This window comes from Streptomyces sp. NPDC057950 (assembly GCF_042887295.1).
Classification (GTDB): Bacteria; Actinomycetota; Actinomycetes; order Streptomycetales; family Streptomycetaceae; genus Streptomyces; species Streptomyces kaempferi.
In genome coordinates this window covers 493684-514181 of sequence record NZ_JBHVPP010000002.1, presented here as the reverse complement: position 1 = coordinate 514181, position 20498 = coordinate 493684, and the positions used below count along the sequence as shown (strand labels likewise).

The 20498-nt window shown below is 72.5% G+C and carries 20 protein-coding genes; 12 read left to right on the top strand and 8 right to left on the bottom strand.

The window, feature by feature from the left end; translation table 11 throughout:
• Window positions 1-4: 4 nt before the first annotated feature.
• A complete protein-coding gene (locus ACFVTC_RS06515; RefSeq protein WP_390124551.1) occupies window positions 5-739 on the bottom strand; it encodes a ZIP family metal transporter in 735 nt (244 codons plus the stop codon).
• A gap of 118 nt (window positions 740-857) precedes the next feature.
• Between ACFVTC_RS06515 and cobM the strand changes: the two genes are divergently transcribed.
• From cobM to cobC, 6 genes are read left to right on the top strand one after another with little or no spacing between them, the layout of a single operon-like run.
• Window positions 858-1682, top strand: coding sequence for a precorrin-4 C(11)-methyltransferase (gene cobM, locus ACFVTC_RS06510; protein ID WP_390124549.1), 825 nt, complete (start codon window positions 858-860; stop codon window positions 1680-1682).
• Complete coding sequence (gene cbiE / locus ACFVTC_RS06505) at window positions 1679-2977, top strand: precorrin-6y C5,15-methyltransferase (decarboxylating) subunit CbiE (RefSeq protein ID WP_390124547.1); 1299 nt, start codon at window positions 1679-1681, stop codon at window positions 2975-2977. The genes cobM and cbiE overlap by 4 nt, the downstream gene beginning before the upstream one ends.
• Window positions 2974-4692 carry a precorrin-3B C(17)-methyltransferase gene (gene cobJ / locus ACFVTC_RS06500; protein ID WP_390124545.1) on the top strand — a complete coding sequence of 573 codons (1719 nt, stop codon included), beginning with the start codon at window positions 2974-2976 and terminating at the stop codon, window positions 4690-4692. Before cbiE ends, cobJ begins: the two co-directional genes overlap by 4 nt.
• A 5-nt stretch (window positions 4693-4697) precedes the next feature.
• Entirely contained in the window at window positions 4698-5300 is a 603-nt protein-coding gene (locus tag ACFVTC_RS06495) for a precorrin-8X methylmutase (RefSeq protein ID WP_390124730.1), read from the top strand.
• Window positions 5297-6241: a sirohydrochlorin chelatase gene (locus ACFVTC_RS06490; RefSeq protein WP_390124543.1), complete on the top strand. Its 945-nt coding sequence runs from the start codon at window positions 5297-5299 to the stop codon at window positions 6239-6241. The genes ACFVTC_RS06495 and ACFVTC_RS06490 overlap by 4 nt, the downstream gene beginning before the upstream one ends.
• Window positions 6231-7337, top strand: a complete 1107-nt coding sequence (gene cobC / locus ACFVTC_RS06485) for an Rv2231c family pyridoxal phosphate-dependent protein CobC (protein WP_390124541.1) — start codon at window positions 6231-6233, stop codon at window positions 7335-7337. Before ACFVTC_RS06490 ends, cobC begins: the two co-directional genes overlap by 11 nt.
• A 235-nt stretch (window positions 7338-7572) precedes the next feature.
• Here cobC and ACFVTC_RS06480 read toward each other — a convergent pair whose 3' ends face one another.
• The 5 genes from ACFVTC_RS06480 to ACFVTC_RS06460 form a co-directional block, all read right to left on the bottom strand.
• Window positions 7573-8502 (bottom strand): SCO1860 family LAETG-anchored protein, encoded by a 930-nt coding sequence (locus ACFVTC_RS06480; protein ID WP_390124539.1) that lies wholly within the window; start codon window positions 8500-8502, stop codon window positions 7573-7575.
• A 189-nt stretch (window positions 8503-8691) separates the two neighbouring features.
• Window positions 8692-9783 carry an amidohydrolase family protein gene (locus tag ACFVTC_RS06475; RefSeq protein ID WP_168527483.1) on the bottom strand — a complete coding sequence of 364 codons (1092 nt, stop codon included), beginning with the start codon at window positions 9781-9783 and terminating at the stop codon, window positions 8692-8694.
• Window positions 9784-9793: 10 nt separating this feature from the next.
• Window positions 9794-10606: an amino acid ABC transporter ATP-binding protein gene (locus ACFVTC_RS06470; protein WP_390124536.1), complete on the bottom strand. Its 813-nt coding sequence runs from the start codon at window positions 10604-10606 to the stop codon at window positions 9794-9796.
• Window positions 10603-11436 (bottom strand): amino acid ABC transporter permease, encoded by an 834-nt coding sequence (locus ACFVTC_RS06465; RefSeq protein WP_390124534.1) that lies wholly within the window; start codon window positions 11434-11436, stop codon window positions 10603-10605. The genes ACFVTC_RS06470 and ACFVTC_RS06465 overlap by 4 nt, the downstream gene beginning before the upstream one ends.
• Window positions 11433-12281, bottom strand: coding sequence for a transporter substrate-binding domain-containing protein (locus ACFVTC_RS06460; RefSeq protein WP_390124532.1), 849 nt, complete (start codon window positions 12279-12281; stop codon window positions 11433-11435). Before ACFVTC_RS06460 ends, ACFVTC_RS06465 begins: the two co-directional genes overlap by 4 nt.
• 304 nt (window positions 12282-12585) lie before the next feature.
• Between ACFVTC_RS06460 and ACFVTC_RS06455 the strand changes: the two genes are divergently transcribed.
• Entirely contained in the window at window positions 12586-13707 is a 1122-nt protein-coding gene (locus ACFVTC_RS06455) for a pyridoxal-phosphate-dependent aminotransferase family protein (RefSeq protein ID WP_390124530.1), read from the top strand.
• 204 nt (window positions 13708-13911) lie between these two features.
• Here ACFVTC_RS06455 and ACFVTC_RS06450 read toward each other — a convergent pair whose 3' ends face one another.
• Window positions 13912-14772 (bottom strand): helix-turn-helix domain-containing protein, encoded by an 861-nt coding sequence (locus tag ACFVTC_RS06450; protein WP_390124728.1) that lies wholly within the window; start codon window positions 14770-14772, stop codon window positions 13912-13914.
• A 243-nt stretch (window positions 14773-15015) separates the two neighbouring features.
• Here ACFVTC_RS06450 and ACFVTC_RS06445 point away from each other — a divergent pair, with 243 nt between their 5' ends.
• The 5 genes from ACFVTC_RS06445 (at window position 15016) to thpD (ending at window position 19302) form a co-directional block, all read left to right on the top strand.
• Entirely contained in the window at window positions 15016-15687 is a 672-nt protein-coding gene (locus ACFVTC_RS06445) for a DUF4097 family beta strand repeat-containing protein (protein ID WP_390124528.1), read from the top strand.
• A 410-nt stretch (window positions 15688-16097) separates the two neighbouring features.
• Complete coding sequence (ectA, locus tag ACFVTC_RS06440) at window positions 16098-16655, top strand: diaminobutyrate acetyltransferase (RefSeq protein ID WP_390124526.1); 558 nt, start codon at window positions 16098-16100, stop codon at window positions 16653-16655.
• Window positions 16656-16684: 29 nt separating this feature from the next.
• The gene (gene ectB / locus ACFVTC_RS06435; RefSeq protein WP_390124523.1) at window positions 16685-17956 is read left to right on the top strand and encodes a diaminobutyrate--2-oxoglutarate transaminase; all 1272 of its coding nucleotides are present in this window, start codon (window positions 16685-16687) and stop codon (window positions 17954-17956) included.
• Between the two features lie 52 nt (window positions 17957-18008).
• Window positions 18009-18407 carry an ectoine synthase gene (locus tag ACFVTC_RS06430; protein WP_390124521.1) on the top strand — a complete coding sequence of 133 codons (399 nt, stop codon included), beginning with the start codon at window positions 18009-18011 and terminating at the stop codon, window positions 18405-18407.
• A gap of 7 nt (window positions 18408-18414) precedes the next feature.
• Window positions 18415-19302 carry an ectoine hydroxylase gene (gene thpD / locus ACFVTC_RS06425; protein WP_390124519.1) on the top strand — a complete coding sequence of 296 codons (888 nt, stop codon included), beginning with the start codon at window positions 18415-18417 and terminating at the stop codon, window positions 19300-19302.
• Window positions 19303-19397: 95 nt separating this feature from the next.
• On the opposite strand, the gene ACFVTC_RS06420 is transcribed toward thpD, so the two are convergent.
• Window positions 19398-20447, bottom strand: coding sequence for an aminotransferase class V-fold PLP-dependent enzyme (locus tag ACFVTC_RS06420; protein WP_390124516.1), 1050 nt, complete (start codon window positions 20445-20447; stop codon window positions 19398-19400).
• Between the last annotated feature and the right edge of the window lie 51 nt (window positions 20448-20498).

Below are 20498 nucleotides of genomic sequence, written 5' to 3'. Positions count from 1 at the left end.
GAGATCATCCGGTTCCGGCGAGGCCCACCACCAGCCAGATGAAGGCCGCGCCTGCGACCGTGAACAGCAGGGTCGAGCGGGCCGGGTGCTCGTGGTGCGCCTCGGGCAGGATCTCGGCGGCGGCGAGGTACAGCAGGACGCCGCCGAAGAAGCCGAGATAGCCGCCGAGCAGGTCCACCGGGATGGTGAAGAAGAGCGTGGAGGCGGCGCCGACGACGGGGGCCGCCGCGTCGGCGAACAGCATCGTGATCGCCTTGCGGCGCGCGTTCCCGTACAGGCTCGTGATCGTGTAGGTGTTGAAGCCGTCCGCGAAGTCGTGCGCGACCACCGCGAGGGCGACCGCCAGGCCCATGCCGCCGCCCACCTGGAAGGCGGCGCCGATCGCGACGCCGTCCATGGCGCTGTGGCCGACCATCGCGGCGGCGGCCGTCAGGCCCACCTCCGGCGCCCGGCCGGCGCACTCCTCGCCGCCGTGCGCGGCCTGCCGGGCGGCCAGCAGCCGTTCCACCAGATGGGCGACGAGGAACCCGGCGACGAACAGCAGCAGCGCGGCCGGTACGCCGAAGACCACGTCGCCCGCCGTGCGCAGGGCCTCCGGCAGCAGGTCCAGGCCGACCACGCCCAGCATCAGCCCGCCGGCCAGGCCGAGCACCAGATGACGGCGGTCGGTCACCCGCTGTGCCGTCCAGCCGCCGGCCAGCGTCATCAGGAACGCGCCGAGCGCGACGAGGACCGCCATAGGCCCTTGCTATCCGATCAGGCCCCGGTCTCGCATGTCCAACGGGCGGGTAGCCACCGATCCGGCTACCGAAATCTTTTCGCAGCACCCGAGTTTCCGTAGGAGAGGACCGATTCCCATGGCCGATGCCCCCACCGGCAAGGTGACCTTCGTCGGGGCCGGGCCCGGCGCCGCCGACCTGCTGACGTTCCGCGCCGCGCGCGCGATCGCCGAGGCCGACGTCGTGATCTGGGCGGCCAGCCTGGTGCAGGCCGAGGTACTCAAACACGCGCGCGAGGGTGCGGAGATCCTGGACTCGGCGACGATGTCCCTGGAGGACGTCGTGGCCGTGTACGAGCGCGCCGCCCGCGAGGGCCTGAGGGTGGCCCGTATCCACTCCGGCGACCCGTCCCTGTGGGGCGGCACGCAGGAGCAGCTCGACCGGTGCGCGGACCTGGACGTGGAGACCGAGATCGTGCCCGGTGTCTCCTCCTTCTCCGCGGTGGCCGCGCTCGCCCGGCGCGAGCTGACGATTCCCGAGGTCGCGCAGTCCGTGATCCTCACCCGGCTCGGCGGCGGCAAGACGCCGATGCCGCCCGGGGAGGAGGTGCGGGAGTTCGCCCGGCACGGGACGACCATGGCGCTGTTCCTGTCGGCGGCCCGCAGCGGCCAGCTGGTACGGGAGCTGTTGGAGGGCGGCTATCCGACCTCGACGCCGGTCGTGGTCGCGTACCAGGCGACCTGGCCGGAGGAGCTGATCGTCCGGTGCACGATCGGGACGCTGGAGGAGACGGTCAAGGAGCACAAGCTCTGGAAGCACACGCTGTTCCTCGTCGGTCCGGCGCTCGACGCGAGCGGCACCCGTTCGCACCTCTACCACCCCGGTCACTTCCACGGCTTCCGCAAGGCCGACCCGCGGGCCCGCGCGGAGCTGCGTGCGGCGCGGCGCGGCAGTACGTCGTGATCACCGTCGTCGGTACGGGGACGGGGGCGCCGCTGCCACCGGACGCCGAGGCCGCCGTGGCGCGGGCCGGACTGGTCGTCGGGGCCCGGCGCCATCTGGCCGCCGCGCGGCTGTCGGCGGGCGCCGAACAGGTCGTCCTCGGCCCGCTCGCCCCCGCCCTCGACACCGTCGAGCGGTACCTGGCGAAGGCGGAGGAGAACCGGAAGGAAGGCGCGGAAGACGCGGAAGACGCGGAGGGCGGCCGGGTCGTCGTGCTCGCCTCCGGCGACCCCGGGTTCTTCGGGATCGTACGGGCGCTGGCCGAGCGGTTCGGGCCGGAGCGGCTGGACGTCCGGCCCGGTGTCTCGTCCGTCGCGACCGCCTTCGCGCGGCTCGGGCTGCCCTGGGACGACGCGGTGGTGGTGAGCGCCCACGGGCGTGACCTGCGCACGGCCGCGCACGTCTGCAGGTCCCATCCGAAGGTGGCCGTGCTGACCGGGCCCGGTTCCGGTCCCGCCGAACTCGGTGCCGCGCTCACCCATCGCTCCGGCGCGCGCGTCCTCGTGGTGGCGAGCGCCCTCGGCGACCCCGCGCACGAACGCGTGGAGCGGGTCACGCCCGCCGAGGCCGCGGCCCGCGACTGGGGTACGGCGGTCAGCGTCGTCCTGTGCCTGGACGAGTCGCGTGTCCTGGCTCCCGTGCGGACGGTGGCCGGGCCGGCCGCCGGTCCCGACCGGTGGGCCCTGGACGAGAGCGAGTTCGCGCACCGCGACTCGATGATCAGCAAGTTCGAGGTACGGGCACTCGCGCTGGCCCGGATCGGGCCACGCCTCGGGGAACTGGTCTGGGACGTCGGGGCGGGCTCCGGGTCCGTCGCCGTCGAGTGCGCGCGGTTCGGTGCCGCCGTCACCGCGATCGAGAAGACGCGGGACGGCTGTGACCGGATCCGGGCCAATGCCGGGGCGCACGGGGTCGACGTACGGGTCGTGCACGGGGCGGCGCCCACCGTGCTGTCCGATCTGGAGGATCCGGACGCCGTCTTCATCGGCGGTGGCGGACGGGAGCTGCCCGCCATCGTGGCGGTCTGCGCGCGGCGCGCCCGGCGGGCCGTCGTCGTCGCCATGGCCGCGCTGGACCGGGTCCCGGCGGCCCGGGACGCGCTCGAGGCCGCGGGGTTCGCCTGCGACGGCGTGCTGCTGCAGTCGTCCCGGCTCGCGCCGCTGCCGGGCAACGTCACCCGGCTCGCTGCCACCAATCCCGTCTTCCTGCTGTGGGGCGTCCGGCCTCCGGCCCCTACCGAAGGAGTCTCCCAGTGATCGGCCTGATTTCCGCCACGGCGGCGGGCGCGGCTGCCCGCGACCGGCTGGCCGCCGCCTGGCCGGCCCGTACCCGCGTGTACGACGGGTCCGGCGGGGCCGGCGGGGACACCGCCTCCGTCGGGGACGCCGTGCGGCGCGCCTTCGCGGAGTGCGACCAGCTGGTGTGCTTCCTCGCCACGGGCGCGGTGGTGCGGCTGGTCGCGCCGCTGCTGGGCGACAAGACCACCGATCCCGGTGTCGTGTGCGTCGACGAGGCCGGTCGGTTCGCCGTGTCCCTCGTCGGGGGGCACGGCGGCGGGGCGAACGAACTGGCGGGCGAGGTGGCCGAGTTGCTCGGCGCCGAGCCGGTGGTGACGACGGCCACGGACGCGGTGGGGGTGCCGGGACTGGACACGCTGGGCCTCCCCGTGGAGGGGGACGTCGCCGGGGTGACCCGGGCCCTGCTGGACGGCGAACCCGTCGCCCTGGACGCCGAGTCGCCCTGGCCGCTGCCCGCGCTGCCGCTCGGGGCGCAGGGCGCGTACACGGTCCGGGTCACCGACCGGGTCGTCGCCCCCGCCGAGCGCCTGGTGGTCCTCCGCCCGCCCTCCCTCGTCGTCGGCGTCGGCGCCTCGAAGGGCGCCCCCGTGGACGAGGTGCTCGGACTCGTCGAGGACGCTCTGCGCGACGCCGGGCTGTCCGCGCGGTCCGTCGCCGAGCTGGCCACCGTCGACGCCAAGGCCGGGGAGCCCGGCGTCGTCGGGGCCGCCGAGCGGCTCGGGGTGCCCCTGATCACGTACACCGCCGGGGAGTTGGCGGCGGTCGACGTGCCGAACCCCTCCGGCGCGCCGCTCGCCGCCCTGGGCACCCCGTCCGTGGCGGAGGCCGCGGCCCTGCTGCGCGGCGGTGAACTCCTGGTCCCCAAGCGGAAGTCGGCGCGGGCGGACGGACAGCCCGCGATGGCCACCTGTGCGGTCGTACGCCGCCCGGCGCGCGGCCGGCTGGCGGTGGTCGGGCTCGGCCCCGGCGCCCGTGACCTGCTCACCCCCCGGGCCAGGCAGGAGCTGCGGCGGGCCTCGGTGCTCGTCGGGCTCGACCAGTACGTCGACCAGATCCGCGATCTGCTGCGGCCCGGCACCCGGATCCTGGAGTCGGGGCTCGGCGCCGAGGAGGAACGGGCGCGCACGGCGGTGTCCGAGGCCCGGCGCGGACAGGCCGTCGCGCTGATCGGCAGCGGGGACGCGGGTGTGTACGCGATGGCCTCCCCCGCACTGGCCGAGGCGTCCGACGACATCGACGTGGTCGGGGTGCCCGGGGTGACCGCCGCGCTCGCGGCGGGCGCGATCCTCGGCGCGCCCCTCGGGCACGACCACGTCTCGATCAGCCTCTCCGACCTCCACACCCCCTGGGAGGTCATCGAGCGGCGGGTACGGGCGGCGGCCGAGGCCGATATCGTCGTGACGTTCTACAACCCCCGCAGCCGGGGCCGTGACTGGCAGCTCCCGAAGGCGCTCGCGATCCTCTCCGGGCACCGGGAGCCGACGACGCCGGTGGGCGTCGTCCGCAACGCCTCGCGCCCCGACGAGAGCAGCCGCCTCACCACTCTCGCGGGACTCGATCCCGCGACGGTGGACATGATGACCGTCGTGACCGTGGGCAACACGGCGACCCGCGAGATCGCCGGGCGCATGGTGACGCCCCGCGGCTACCGCTGGCAGGAGGAGCCCAAGTGAGCCGAGTGAGCCAGGTCTTCCCGGAGCCCCGGGTCGTCCACCCCATCGAGCGGGAGTCCTTCCGGCGGCTGCGCGCCCGCCTGGACACCTCGCACTTCCCGCCGCTGACACGTGCCGTCGTGGAGCGGGTCGTCCACTCCGCGGCGGACCTCGACTACGCGAGCGACCTCGTCACCGACGAGAACACCCTGGCCACGGCACACGCCGCGCTGCACGCCGGGGCACCGGTCGTGGTGGACGTGGAGATGGTCGCGGCGGGCATCACCCGTCGCGCCACCGTCTGCCGCCTCAAGGACGCCGAGTCCGGCCCGGGGCTGACCCGTTCGGCCCACGCGATCCGGCTCGCGTACGAGGAAGTGGGGCCCGGCGCGCTCTGGGTGATCGGCTGCGCGCCGACCGCACTGGAGGAACTCCTCACCCTGCACGCCGATCCGGCGCTCGTCATCGGTCTGCCCGTCGGCTTCGTCGGCGCGGCCGAGTCCAAGGCCGCGCTGCGCGAGAGCGGGCTGCCCGCTGTCAGCAACGTGTCCGAGAAGGGCGGTTCGGCGGTCGCCGCCGCCGCGCTCAACGCCCTGCTGTACCACCCCGTACCGAAGGAGAAACCGTGACCACCCCGCCCCCCGCCCTGCTCATCGCCGGACACGGCACCCGGGACGCGGCCGGAGCCGAGGCATTCCGCTCCTTCGTACGGGAGTTGGGAAGCCGCCACCCCGAACTGCCCGTCGCCGGAGGCTTCATCGAACTGTCGCCGCCCCCGCTCGCCGAAGCGGTGGGCGAGCTGGTGGACCAGGGCGTGCGGCGGTTCGCCGCCGTCCCGCTGATGCTGGTGTCCGCCGGGCACGCCAAGGGCGACATCCCGGCCGCGCTCGCCCGCGAGAAGGAGCGCCACCCCGGGATCTCCTACACGTACGGGCGTCCGCTGGGCCCGCATCCGTCGCTGCTCGCGGTCCTGGAGCGGCGGCTCGACGAGGTTCTCGGCGGCACCGTCCGCACCCCCGCGGACCGGGCCGACGTCACCGTGCTGCTCGTCGGGCGTGGCTCCACCGACCCGGACGCCAACGCCGAGGTGCACAAGGCCGCGCGGCTGCTGTGGGAGGGGCGCGGGTACGCCGGGGTGGAGACGGCGTTCGTGTCGCTGGCCGCGCCGGACGTGCCGTCTGGCCTGGACCGCTGTGTGCGCCTGGGCGCCCGCCGGATCGTCGTCCTGCCCTACTTCCTCTTCACGGGCATCCTGCCGGAGCGGGTGCGGCAGCAGACCGAGGGCTGGGCGGCGGCGCACCCCGACGTCGAGGTGCGTTCGGCCGACGTCATCGGTCCGGAGCCGGAGCTGCTCGACCTGGTCATGGAGCGGTACCGGGAGGCCGTACGGGGGGATCTGCGGATGAACTGCGACTCCTGTGTCTACCGCATCGCGCTGCCCGGCTTCGAGGACAAGGTGGGGCTCCCCCAGCAGCCGCACTTCCATCCGGACGACGACGGCCACCACCACGACGGTCACCACGGGCACCACCACGGTGGTCCCGCGCACTCCTCCTCCCATGCGCACTGACGACGCCGGGAACCCGGGGCGCGACGGGGACACCACCGGGGCGGACGGACACGATCTGCGGCACCACGGCGACGTCGAGGTGCGGGACGGCGGTCCGGCGCTCACCGACCTCGCGGTGAACGTCCGCGCGGACACGCCTCCGGTATGGCTGCGGGAGCGGATCGCCGCCTCGCTGGGCGGGCTCGCCGCGTATCCGGACGGGCGGACCGCGCGGGCCGCGGTGGCGGCGCGGCACGGGCTGCCGGTGGAGCGGGTGCTGCTGACCGCGGGCGCCGCCGAGGCTTTCGTGCTGATCGCGCGCGGCCTGAAGATCCGTCAGCCCGTGGTGGTGCACCCGCAGTTCACCGAACCGGAGGCTGCGCTGCGGGACGCGGGGCACGCCGTCGGCCGTGTGCTGCTGCGCGAGGAGGACGGTTTCCGGCTCGATCCGGGGGCGGTGCCCGAGGACGCCGACCTCGTCGTGGTCGGGAACCCGACCAACCCGACGTCGGTGCTGCACCCCTCCGCGTTGCTCGTGGAACTCGCCCGGCCCGGACGGACGTTGGTCGTCGACGAGGCGTTCATGGACGCGGTGCCGGGGGAACGCGACGCGCTGGCCGGGCGGACGGACGTGCCCGGCCTCGTCGTGCTGCGCAGCCTCACGAAGACGTGGGGGCTGGCCGGGCTGCGGATCGGCTACGTCCTCGCCGATCCCGGGACGATCGCGGAGCTGTCGCGGGCGCAGCCGCTGTGGCCGGTCTCCACGCCCGCGCTCGCCGCGGCCGAGGCATGCGTGTCGCCCCGGGCGCTCGCGGAGGCGGGGCACGCCGCCCGCCGGGTCGCCGCGGACCGGGCCCATCTGGTCGCGGGTCTGCGGGAGTTCGAACCCGACGGACTGCGGGTCGTGGAGCCCGCGGACGGGCCGTTCGTCCTGGTGCGGCTGCCCCGGGCGGCGGCGGTACGGGACCGGCTGCGCGGGCTGGGGTTCGCGGTGCGGCGCGGGGACACGTTCCCGGGGCTCGGGGAGAAATGGCTGCGCCTCGCCGTTCGTGACCGGACCACCGTCAACGGGTTCCTGCAGGCGCTGGACCGGGCGATGGCGGCGGCGGGGAGCTGAGACGGGGGGTGCGGCAGGGGGTTCCTCTCGCCCCCGCCGCCCCTACCCGTCCCATCCCGTACCCAGGGGCTCCGCCCCCGGACCCCCGGTCGCCCGAAGGGCCCGTCCTCGAACGCCGGACGGGCTGGAGATCCCCGGCCCGCGCGCGAGACACCGGACGCGACCACGCACCCGAGGGGCGCGGGGAACTGCGCGACCAGCCCCCGCTCACCCGCACCCGTCGAGGACCCCGCCGTCAGGGACGCGTGCGGCGTCGGCCCAGGGCGATCGCTCCCGCACCGGCGGCCAGCAGCACCACCCCGGCCCCGACGGCATAGGGCGTCGCCGACGACCCCCCGGTCTCGGCCAGCCCCGCCTCCGCCTTCGACGGCGCGGGCGCCTGCGCCGCCCCCTGCGGCGTCACCTCGGACACGGGCGCGGCACCGCCGCTCTCCCGCACCGGCGCGGCCGGCGCCTCGCACGAGACGCCCGCGAGGGTCAGGGTCCCCTCCACCTCGGCCACGTTCAGCTTCAACGGGTTGATGGACACCTTGAGCACGAGCGCGGACGCGGCCGCCGTACGCGACGAGGTCTGCGCCTCGGAGAAGTCGATACGCACCTCACCGACCCCCGGCACCTTCACCTCCGTCGGACCGCCCGCCGTGACGGTGACCTTCCTGCCGAGGACCGTCACCGCGCCCAGCACGTTCGTCGAGGCGACCGGCTTACGGCCCGCCTCGCAGGTCGCCGTGGAGGTGACCTGGGAGATCTCGACCAGGGAGAGCAACGGAAGTCCGGGGACATGGACCCTGGCGTGCGCGAGGTTGGTGGACGCCTCGGCCGTCGTCGGCGACACCGTCGCCTTCGCGGTGGCGGCGTCCGCGCGCAGCACACTGAAGGGCCGGCCGCCGGCGACACCGTCCAGCCGGGCTGTCAGCGCGGTGCGTTCGGCGCTCCGCGGCGCCTGCACCTCGTTGAGGGAGACGGCGAGCGGGACGTTCAGCGTCTTGTTGACCAGGGACACGTCGAGCCCGGTGCGCAGAACCACGGCGCTCGCCCGGCCCTGCGCGCCGGTGGCGTGCGCGGAGCCCGCACCGGCCAGCACCACCGGACCGGCGGCGAGGACGGTGGCCGCCGCGGTGGCGGTGAACCGGCGTGCGGGCATGCGGAAGTAGTGGGTGTTCAAGGGTGGGACCCCCAGGAGAGAAAGCTTGGGACCCGGAAAGAATTACGTACTAAGAGTGAACGGTCAGCAACCTGAGGTGACTTCACTCCAACGTGGCGTATCCGTGAATCCATTCGAATCCGACGGCCCGGGACTCGCCCGGCGCCCCACCACCGAGTGCGCCGCTGCGAACACCCAGGTCACCGCCCGCTACCCGACGGGCCGCCCGTTCAGCACCACCAGACGCGGAGCGCCCAGCACCCTGACGTCCGCGCGCGGATCGCCCTCGTACACCACCAGGTCCGCCGGCGCCCCCTCGTCGAGCCCCGGCCTGCCGAGCCACCGCCGGGCGCCCCAGGCCGTCGCGGAGAGCGCCTCGACCCGCGGGATGCCCGCGGTCACCAGCTCGGCGACCTCGGCCGCGACCAGCCCGTGCGGCAGCGTGCCGCCCGCGTCCGTACCGACGTAGACCGGGATTCCCGCGTCGTACGCGGCACGCACGGTGTCGTACCGCCGTTCGTACAGCCGGCGCATGTGCGCGGACCAGCGGGGGAACTTGGCGTCTCCCCCGTCGGCGAGCCGCGGGAAGGTGGCGATGTTCACGAGTGTGGGGACGATCGCGACCCCGCGCGAGGCGAACAGCGGGATGGTGTCCTCGGTCAGCCCGGTCGCGTGCTCGACGCAGTCGATACCGGCCTCGACCAGGTCGCGCAGGGAGTCCTCGGCGAAGCAGTGCGCGGTGACCCGGGCGCCCAGCCGGTGCGCCTCGGCGATCGCGGCCTCGACGGCGTCCCGGGGCCAGCAGGCGCCCAGGTCGCCCGTGCCGCGGTCGATCCAGTCGCCGACCAGTTTCACCCACCCGTCGCCGCGCCCGGCCTCCCGCGCGACGTACGCGACCAGGTCCTCCGGCTCGATCTCGTGCGCGTAGTTGCGGATGTAGCGGCGGGTACGGGCGATGTGGCGGCCCGCGCGAATGATCTTCGGGAGGTCGGCGCGGTCGTCGATCCAGCGGGTGTCGGAGGGCGAGCCCGCGTCCCGGACGAGCAGGGTGCCCGCGTCCCGGTCGGTCAGCGCCTGCTTCTCCGAGACCTCGTCGGGCACGGGCCCGTGCTGGTCGAGTCCGACGTGGCAGTGCGCGTCGACGAGGCCGGGCAGCACCCAGCCCTCGACACCGCGGACGTCACGGGCGCCGACGGGGCGCTCGTAGGAGATCCTCCCGCCGACGACCCAGAGTTCGTCCCGGACCTCGTCGGGCCCGACGAGCACCCGCCCCTTCACGTGCAGCACCGCGCCATCGCTCATGGACTGCACCCTAGTTCGGGCCCCGGCCCTCGCGGTTCACCCGGTCCGCCCGGTCGGGGGTCTCCTCCTCCACGTCCGCCATCGCGGGGTCCAGCAGCCGGGAGAGGAAGTGGCGGGTGCGCTCGTTGCCCGGGTTGCCGATGACCTGCTCGGGGGTGCCGTCCTCGACGATCACCCCGCCGTCCATGAAGACGACCCGGTCGGCGACCTCGCGCGCGAACGACATCTCGTGGGTGACGACCATCATCGTCATGCCCTCGTTCGCGAGCCCGCGCATCACCGCGAGCACGTCGCCGACGAGTTCGGGGTCCAGGGCCGAGGTGGGCTCGTCGAAGAGCATCACCTCGGGGCCCATGGCGAGCGCGCGGGCGATCGCCACCCGCTGCTGCTGACCGCCGGAGAGCGAGGCGGGGTAGGCGTCGGCCTTCTCCGACAGGCCCACCCGCCTGAGGTTCTCGGCGGCCACCTCCGCCGCCCGGTCCTTGTCCCGCCCGAGCACCCGGCGCTGCGGCAGCGTGAGGTTCTCGGTCACCGACAGGTGCGGGAAGAGGTTGAACTGCTGGAAGACCATGCCGATACGGCGCCGCACGGCGTCGATGTCGACATCGGGGTCCGTGACCTCCGTGCCGCCGACGAGGACCTGGCCCCTGGTGGGTTCCTCCAGGAGGTTCACGCAGCGCAGCAGTGTGGACTTGCCGGAGCCGGACGGCCCGATGACGCAGACGACCTCGCCCGAACCGATCTCCAGGTCGATGCCGCGCAGCACCTCGTTGTCACCGAAGGACTTGTGCAGGTCCTTCACTTGGATCTCGGGCCTGCTCACTTGGTGGCCTCCCCGGCCTTCGCCTCAAGACGGCGTACGACGAATCCGAGCGGGATCGTGACCAGCAGATAGCACAGGCCCGCGACCAGGATCGGCGTGGAGTTGGCGGTCTGGCTGGCCAGGTCGCGTCCGAACTTGGTGAGTTCGCGTTCCTCCAGCGTGACCCCGAGGAAGAGCACCAGCGAGGAGTCCTTGAAGAGGAGCACCAGTTCGTTGGTGAGCGGCGGGATCACGATGCGGAACGCCTGCGGGACGACGATCGAGACCATGGCCCGCGCGTGCGAGAAGCCCAGCGAACGGGCCGCCTCCATCTGCCCCTTGGGGACCGCCTGGATGCCCGCGCGGATCGTCTCGGCCATGTACGCGGCCGAGACCAGGCCGAGGGCGAGCGCCACCTTGCCGTACGTCCCGCCGGGGATCTGTGTGCCGGGGAAGGCCAGCGGCACCGCGACACCCACGAAGACGAAGATCAGCAGGGCGGGCAGGCCCCGGAAGATCTCGATGTAGATGCCGGCGACCCAGCGGTAGGGGCCCACCGAGGACAGCCGCATCAGGGCGATGACCATGCCGAGCACGAGACCGACGACGAATCCGGACATCGTGTAGAGCACGGTGTTCTTCAGCGCCAGCGTGATGACGTCCGGGAACATCTGCCGGACCAGGTCCCACTGCGCGAACTGGTTCTTCAGACGTCCCCAGTCGGCCGTCGCGGCGAAGGCGATCACGGCCGCGACGAAGACGACGTACTGGGCGCCGCGCGAGAGCGTGCGCTTCCGCCGCCGGCTCAGACCGGACCTGCGGGGCTGTACCTGTGCGTCGCCGTCCCTCATGAGGCGGACGGGGAGGCCGTGGCGGCGCTCTCGTCGTACGGGCCGATCCACTTCTCGTACAGCTTCTTGTACGTGCCGTCCGCCTTGGCGTCCTTGATCGCCGTGTTGATGGCGTCGACGAGCTTGGTGTTGCCCTTCTTCGCCGTGAAGCCGTACTGCTCACCGGTGTTGAGGTTGTCCACCACCTTGAAGGCGCCGGCGTTGGCCTTGTCCTTCAGCCAGCCCTGGACGACCGGGTAGTCGATGATGACGGCCTGGACCTGGCCGGTGCGCAGGCCGTTGAGCACCGCGTCGGAGGACTCGAAGGAGACCGGGTCGAAGCCCCGCTTGCGCGCGTAGTCCTCACCGGTGGTCTGCGCCTGGGCGCCGAGCTTCTTCCCCTTGGCCTTCACACCCGCGAGGGAGTCGATGCCGCTCTTCTTGTCGACCAGGACGGCCTGGGTGGCTTCGAAGTACGGGTCCGAGAAGTCGACGTTCTTCTTGCGCTCCGGGGTGATCGTCATGCCGGCCGCGGCGAGGTCGCACTGGTCGGAGTTGAGGAACGCGCCCGTCTTGAAGTTCTCGAAGGGCGTGTCCACGATGGCCTGCTTCACGCCGAGGTTCTTGGCGACCAGGTCGATCAGCGAGACGTCGAAGCCCTGCACCTTGCCGTCGATCTCCGACTGGAAGGGCGGGTACGGGAGGTGGGTGCACGTCGTGAGCTGCCCCGCCTTCACCAGGGGAACCCCGTGGGCGGTGGTCTTGCCCCCTCCGCCGCCCGAGGAGCACCCGGCCACGAGCAGCAGCCCGGCCGTCGCGGTGGTGGCGGCCAGCATGCGCGTCCGGCGTCCGGGGACCGAGTTCACGGAGACCTCCTGTGGGGGGAACTGAGGATTCCGATTATAAGGAAAAGTTTGACTCACTCAAACCAATCCGATGGTCCTTGCACCGTTCGGCCTCAGAAGTCACGCCTGCCGAGGAGTCCCGAGGCATGACCGACCGTGCCTTCCTCGGCTCCGGCCGCTCGTGCGACGGCCGCCGCGAAGTCGCCGGGGCACCGCCCCCAGCCTGCCCCGCCGCGCCCGGCGCACACCTGTGCCACCGGCGCCGGCGCCCGTGCTCCGGCCGTCCGGGGGTGCCGGATACGCTCTCAGCTGCGCATTCAAACCCGTGAGCGAAGAGAGCAACGCCGTGACCCACCCCTTTCTGGACCTCGCCCCGCTGAGCGCCGCGCACTTCGCGTCGATCGAGGACCGTGTGGCGCGACTGCTCTCCACCGAACAGGACGTCGTGATCACCCAGGGCGAGGCGCTGCTGCCGCTGGAGGGCGCGATCCGCGGTACCGCGGGCCCCGGCACCACCGCGCTCAACGTGATCACCGGGCCGTACGGTCAGACCTTCGGGGACTGGCTGCGGGACTGCGGGGCCACAGTCATCGATCTCGCGGTGCCGTTCCACACCGCGGTGACGGCCGCGCAGGTGCGCGACGCCCTCGCCGAGCATCCGTCGATCGACTTCGTCTCGCTGGTGCACGCGGAGGCCGCGACCGGCAACACGAACCCCGTCGCGGAGATCGGCGAGGTGGTGCGCGAGCACGGCGCGCTGTTCTACCTGGACGCCGTCGCGTCGATCGGCGCGGAGCCGGTGCTGCCGGACGCGTGGGGAGTCGACCTGTGCGTGATCGGGGCGCAGAAGGCGATGGGCGGGCCGGCCGGTGTGTCCGCCGTGTCCGTGAGCGAGCGGGCGTGGGCGCGGATGGCGGCCAACCCCGGGGCGCCCCGGCGGTCCTACCTGTCCTTGCTGGACTGGAAGGAGCGGTGGGTCGACGGCGGGCGCAAGGCGTTGCTGCACGCGCCCGGGCAGTTGGAGATGCTGGCGCTGGAGGCGTGTGTCGAGCGGATCGACGGCGAGGGGCTCGACGCGGTGATGGCCCGGCACGCCTCGGCCGCGGCGGCGACCCGGGCGGGGGCGGTGGCTCTCGGCGGCGGGCTGGAGCCGTATGTGTACCGGGCGCAGGACGCGGCGCCGGTCGCGACGACCCTGCGGGTGCCGGCCGGGGCCGACGCATCGGTGCTCGTCGGCAGGGCGCTTGCGGCGGATCCGGTGCTGCCGCTGGTCGCGGGCGGGGGTGCGCTGGCGAAGGAGATGATCCGCGTCAACCACTACGGCCCCGACGCGACGCGGGGCGTCGTGCACTCCTGCCTCGCCGCCCTCGGCGCCGCCCTGGCCGAGGCCGGACACCCGGTGGACCTGGAGGGGGCCCGGCGCGCGGTGACGGAGGTGTGGGGGTAGGCCGGGGGCGAGGCCGCGGCACCTCCGCCCGACTCCCGACTCCCGACTCCCGGCCCCCGGCTCCCGACTCCCGGCTCCCGACTCCCGACTCGCGGCCCCCGGCTCCCGGCTCCCGGCTCCCGACTCGCGGCCCCCGGCTCCCGACTCCCGACTCGCGGCCCCCGGCTCCCGACTCGCGGCCCCCGGCCCCCGACTCAGGTGCGCCTACCCTTCTCCGTCGCTCTCCGGGGTCTCGCCGCCGTCACTCTCCGAGGGGACGCCTCCGTCACTCCCCGAGGGCTCGCCGCCGGACGTCCGTGCCGCCTCGGCGGCCTCGCCCCCGGACGCGGGACGGGCCGGCTGTCCGGAGGCCGGTCCGGGTTTCGCGTGGAGGATGTCGCGGGCCTGCTCGGCGGCGCGGGCGATGCTCTCGGAGACGAAGTCGAGGAAGCGCGCGATGTTCTCGAGGCGGGTGGCGGCCGGAGTGCCCGGACCCAGGACGCGGACGCCTTCCCGGGTGGTCTCGACGAGCTGGGCGGTGGACCGGGCGCTGGCCATCATCGACTGGTACCAGATGTCGTCGTCGACGATGTAGCGCTCGCGACGGCGTTCGTCGCGCTCCCGGCGGACGAGGCCCTGGCTCTCGAGGAACGCGATCGCCTTGGAGACGGACGCCGGGCTGACCTGGAGGCGCTGGACGAGCTCGGACGCGGTGAGGCTGCCCGCGTCGCTGATGCAGAGGCAGGCCAGCACCCGGGACATCATCCTGGACATGCCCGACGCCATGATGACGGCGGTGAACGTCTCCTCGTACTCACGCACCGCCTCGGCGTCCCGGCCATGGGGCTGCGGGGGCGCCTCCGCCCCCTGGGGCGCGGTCTGCCTGCGGCGGTGGGCGCGGCGTTCGGTGGCGCGGTGGGCGAGGTCGGCGCGGTAGGCGGCGGGGCCGCCGTTGCGCATGACCTCCCGGGTGATGGTCGAGGTCGGACGGTCGAGACGTCTGGCGATCTCCGCGTAGGCGAGGCCGTCGGCCAGCCCCAGCGCGACCTGCTGGCGTTCCTGCTGGGTGAGTCTGCCTCCCGGCATCGCGGTCTCCTTCGTCGTCCGTGGTGCCACCAGCATAGCGTTCATCTCTGATTCATTGCAACGATCAGAAAGCCGGCTGTTGCATTAGAATCAAGGTCATTGCAACAAAATATCGACCTCCACCTGCACTGTTCGCCAGTTTACGCAACAAGAGTATTGCCGAGTCAGTGAAGGCAACGTAGCGTTTCCATCATCAGAAACAGCGGGCGCCGGAAGCCCGCGCCACGGATGAAGGAGAGCGCGATGCAGAAGTTCGACACCCCCGCCCCCGTCTCGGCCGTCCTCGACATCCCCGCGGGACGCGTCCGGTTCATCGCCGCCGACCGGGCCGACACCACGGTCGAGATCCTGCCCGCGGACGCGGCCAGGGGCCGGGACGTGAAGGCGGCCGAGCAGACCGAGGTCACCTACGGCGACGGCGTCCTGCGGATAGGGACCGCGGCGGCGAGGAACCGGCTCCTCGGTGCCTCCGGATCCGTCGAGGTGACGGTCCGGCTGCCCGCCGGATCCCGCGTCGACGCGAAGGCGGCCGACGCCGAGCTCCGGGGCGTCGGACGGCTCGGCGACGTCGCCTTCGAGGGCGGGCAGGCCACGGTCCGGCTCGACGAGGCCGCGAGCACCCGCCTCACCGTCCTCGCCGGCGACATCACCGTCGGCCGCCTGGACGGCCCCGCGGAGATCAGCACGCAGAAGGGCGACCTCCACGTCACGGAGGCCGTACGCGGCACGGTCATGCTGCGCACCGGGCACGGCGACATCTCGGTCGGCGCCGCCCACGGGGTCTCCGCGTCCCTGGACGCCGGCACCGACCACGGCCGGATCCACAACGCGCTGAAGAACAACGACGGCGCCGGAGCCGCCCTGCACATCCGGGCGACCACCGCCTACGGCGACATCGACGCCCGCGGCCTGTGAGAAGGGGAGCACCCCTCGGGCGGCGCGCACCGGCATCCGCCGGCGCGCCGCCCCATTCGTGCGCGAGATCCGGCGACACATCCACAGACTCGGCACAACACGCATTCACTCCGCTAATTCGGATATTAATTCAGCGCAGTTTCCCATTACCCTTCTGCCCGCTCTCCCTGCCGCTAAACGCAAAGTTTTCGCGAACGCCGATCGACACGATCCGGGCAGATCTCATGGCCATTACGTCGCTGTGACACACTCCACAGGCCGTCCGTTTCCTCCCCTCATATACGGACAGATATGAACCTTTCGGTAGCCGTCAAGCGGATGCTCACAGGAGCGGGATAACACAGGATCCCTTCGCATGTAACCTCCTTCGACGATGCATTTTCGAATTTCCATCGGTAAATTCAATCCGCATGACCGCCGCACAGACAGACCTGCCAGCGGAATTCCTGGAAATGCCAGAGGGCCTTCGGATCGACCGTCCGGAGGTGGCCGACGGGGCCGCCCTCTGGCGCATCGCCAAGGACTCCGGAACCCTCGACCTGAACTCCTCGTACAGCTATCTGCTGTGGTGCCGTGACTTCGCCGGCACCTCGGTGGTCGCACGCGACACGGCGGACCCGGACGGGCTGCCCGTCGGATTCGTCACCGGGTACGTCCGGCCCGAGCGCCCGGACACCCTGCTCGTCTGGCAGGTCGCCGTCGACGCCTCGCACCGCGGACGCGGACTCGCCGCGGCCCTGCTCGACGGACTGACCGCGCGGGTCGCCCGGGAGCGGACGGTCGGCGGGGTCGAGACCACCATCACCCCCGGCAACATCGCCTCCGAACGCCTCTTCACCTCGTTCGCCGCCCGACACGGCGCGCGGGTCGAGCGCGAGGTGCTGTTCGGGTCGGGGAACTTCCCGAACGGCCCGGACGGGCCCCACGACCCCGAAGTCCTGTACCGCATCGGCCCCCTCTCCCTCTGACCCCCCACGCACCGAGGAGCGATTCCGCCGTGACCATCACCCAGCCCGACCTGAGCGTCTTCGAGACCCTGGAGTCGGAGGTGCGCAGCTACTGCCGCAGCTGGCCCACCGTCTTCGACCGGGCGCAGGGCAGCCGGATGTACGACGAGGACGGACACGCGTACCTCGACTTCTTCGCCGGCGCCGGATCCCTCAACTACGGGCACAACAACCCGGTCCTCAAACGCGCCCTGATCGACTACCTGGAACGCGACGGCGTCACCCACGGTCTCGACATGTCGACGACCGCCAAACGGGCGTTCCTGGAGACCTTCCAGAACATCGTGCTGCGGCCGCGTGATCTGCCGTACAAGGTGATGTTCCCGGGCCCCACCGGCACCAACGCCGTGGAGTCCGCGCTGAAGCTGGCGCGGAAGGTGAAGGGGCGCGAGGCGATCGTGTCCTTCACCAACGCCTTCCACGGGATGTCGCTCGGGTCGCTGGCCGTCACCGGCAACGCCTTCAAGCGAGCCGGCGCCGGAGTCCCGCTCGTGCACGGCACCCCGATGCCGTTCGACAACTACTTCGACGGCCAGGTGCCGGACTTCCTCTGGTTCGAACGCCTGCTGGAGGACCAGGGGTCCGGTCTCAACCGGCCCGCCGCGGTCATCGTCGAGACCGTCCAGGGTGAGGGCGGCATCAACGTCGCCCGGCCCGAGTGGCTGCGCGCCCTCGCCGACCTGTGCCGGCGGCGGGACATGCTGCTGATCGTCGACGACATCCAGATGGGCTGCGGGCGGACGGGAGCGTTCTTCTCCTTCGAGGAGGCCGGGATCGTGCCCGACATCGTGACCGTCTCCAAGTCCATCAGCGGCTACGGACTGCCCATGTCGCTGTGCCTGTTCAAGCCCGAACTGGACGTCTGGGAGCCCGGCGAGCACAACGGCACCTTCCGCGGCAACAACCCCGCGTTCGTCACCGCCGCCGCGACCCTGGAGACGTACTGGTCGGACGGCTCCGTCATGGAGAAGCAGACCCGCACCCGCGGCGAGCAGATCGAGCAGGGCCTGATCTCCATCACCGAGGAGAACCTCGCCGACGTCCGGGAGTACCGGGGGCGCGGGCTCGTCTGGGGGCTGGAGTTCCACGAGAAGGAGCGTGCGGGACGCGTCGCGCGGCGCGCCTTCGAACTCGGGCTGCTCATCGAGACATCCGGACCGGAGGGCGAGGTCGTGAAGCTCCTCCCGGCGCTCACCATCACCCCCGACGAACTCGACGAAGGCCTGCGCACCCTCGCCCGCGCCGTGCGCGAGACCCTCTGAGACCCACCCCGAACCCCGCACCCGAGCCACGAGAGAGAGGCATCGCAACATCGTGATAGTCCGTTCGTTCAAGGACATCGAAGGTACCGACCGGCACGTGAAGTCGGCCTCGGGCACCTGGGAGAGCAAGCGCGTCGTCCTCGCCGAGGAGAAGGTCGGCTTCTCCGTGCACGAGACGATCCTGTACGCGGGCACGGAGACGTCGATGTGGTACGCGAACCACATCGAGGCCGTCGTGTGCGTCGAGGGCGAGGCCGAACTCACCGACGACGAGACCGGGTTCACGTACACGATCACACCCGGCACCACGTACCTGCTCGACGGGCACGAGAGGCACACGATGCGGATCAAGGAGGACTTCCGCTGCATCTGTGTCTTCAACCCGCCCGTCACCGGGCGCGAGGACCACGACGAGAACGGCGTCTACCCGCTGCTCACCGAGGAGGTGTGACACGCCGATGACCACCCTCACCGATCTCTACCCCAGCCGCGGCGCCACCGAGGTGTCCGTACCCCGCCAGGACCCGGTCGTCTGGAGCGCGCCGGGCGAACCCGGCCCGATCACCGGCTCCGAACTGCACACGTACGAGCGCGACGGCTTCCTCCCCGTGGAGGAGCTCCTCAGCGAGGACGAGGTCGCGGTGTACCGGCAGGAGTTGGAGCGGATCGTCACCGATCCCGCGATCCGGGCCGACGAGCGCTCGATCGTCGAGCCGAAGTCGCTCGAGATCCGGTCCGTCTTCGAGGTGCACCGGATCAGCGAGATCTTCGCCCGTCTCGTCCGCGACGAACGCGTGGTCGGGCGGGCCCGGCAGATCCTCGGCTCGGACGTCTACGTCCACCAGTCGCGGATCAACGTCAAGCCGGGTTTCGGGGCCAGCGGGTTCTACTGGCACTCGGACTTCGAGACGTGGCACGCCGAGGACGGGCTGCCGAACATGCGGACGGTGTCCGTGTCGATCGCGCTGACCGAGAACTACGACACCAACGGCGGCCTCATGATCATGCCGGGGTCGCACCGGACGTTCCTAGGCTGTGCGGGTTCCACCCCGGAGGACAACTACAAGCAGTCGCTGCAGATGCAGGACGCGGGTACGCCCTCCGACGAGGCGCTCACCGGCTTCGCCACCCGGCACGGCATCAAGCTCTGTACGGGCCGGGCCGGTTCGGCGACCTGGTTCGACTGCAACTGCATGCACGGCTCGGGCGACAACATCACCCCGTTCCCGCGCAGCAACGTCTTCATCGTGTTCAACAGCGTGGAGAACGCGGCGGTGGAGCCCTTCGCGGCGCCGGTGCGCAGGCCCGAGTTCATCGGGGCCCGCGACTTCACCCCCGTGCGCTGACCACGGACCGGCCCCGGACCACCGGGAGCGACGCCCCGGGCCACCGGCCGTGGCGGCCCGGGGCGTCGCTCCCGTGTGCCGAAGGCCGCCGGGTCTCAGGGACGCAGAGCGTCCAGCAGCCGGTCGACGTCGGCGGGTGTGTTGTACAGGTGGAAGGCGGCCCGAAGGTTGCCCGCCCGGTCGGACACCTCGACTCCGGCCTCGCTCAACTCCGGCTGCAGCCGGCCCAGTCCAAGGACGGAGACGATCGGCGAGTCCGGCGCGGGCACCGGCTCGTGGCCCAGTTCCCGCAGCCCGGCGCGGAATCGGTCGGCGAGGCCGAGGTCGTGGGTGTGTACGCGTTCCACGCCCAGCTCCTCGACGAGTTCCAGCGAGTGCCGGGCGCCCGCGTACGAGAAGAGGCTGGGGCTCTCGTCGAACCGCCGCGCCGAGTGGGCGAGTTCCCCGACCGGGCCGTAGCAGCTGTCCCAGGGCGCCTGCCCGGCGACCCAGCCCGCGAACAGCGGGGTGAGCCCGCCGAAGTCCTCCGGGACGACCAGGAAGGCCACGCCCCGGGGGCAGACGAGCCACTTGAAGGCGACGGAGGAGACGTAGTCGTAGGCGTCCGCCGTCAGCGGCAGCCAGCCCGCGGCCTGCGACGCGTCGACGTACGTCCGCGCGCCATGTGTCCGCGCGGCCTCGCAGATCGCGGGCAGGTCGGCGACCCGGCCGTCCGCGGACTGCGCGGCGCTGACCGCGACGAGTGCGGTGCCGGGGCGTACGGATTCGGCGAGCCGCTCCAGCGGTACGGCGCGCACCTTGAGGTCGCCGCGGACGTGGAAGGGGTTCACCACCGAGCTGAAGTCGGCCTCGGCGGTGAGCACTTCCGCGCCGGGCGGCAGCGCGGCCGCGATCAGTCCGCTGTAGACGGCGACCGACGCCCCGGCCGCCACCCGGGTCGCCGGGACCTGGACCAGCCGGGCGAACGAGGCGCGGGCGGCCTCGACGTCCGCGAACATGTCCGCGGGCCGTCCGGCGGCGACGGACGCGACCGCGGTGCGCATCGCGTCCACCGCGCGGGCCGGCAGCAGTCCGGTGCTCGCGGAGTTCAGATAGGTGTTCTTCGGGGCGAACTCGGCGCGTACGAGGCTCTCGAAGGTCTCCATGGGACCCACTCTGCGGCCCCGGGCACCCCCCGTCCATTGCGGACTTCTACC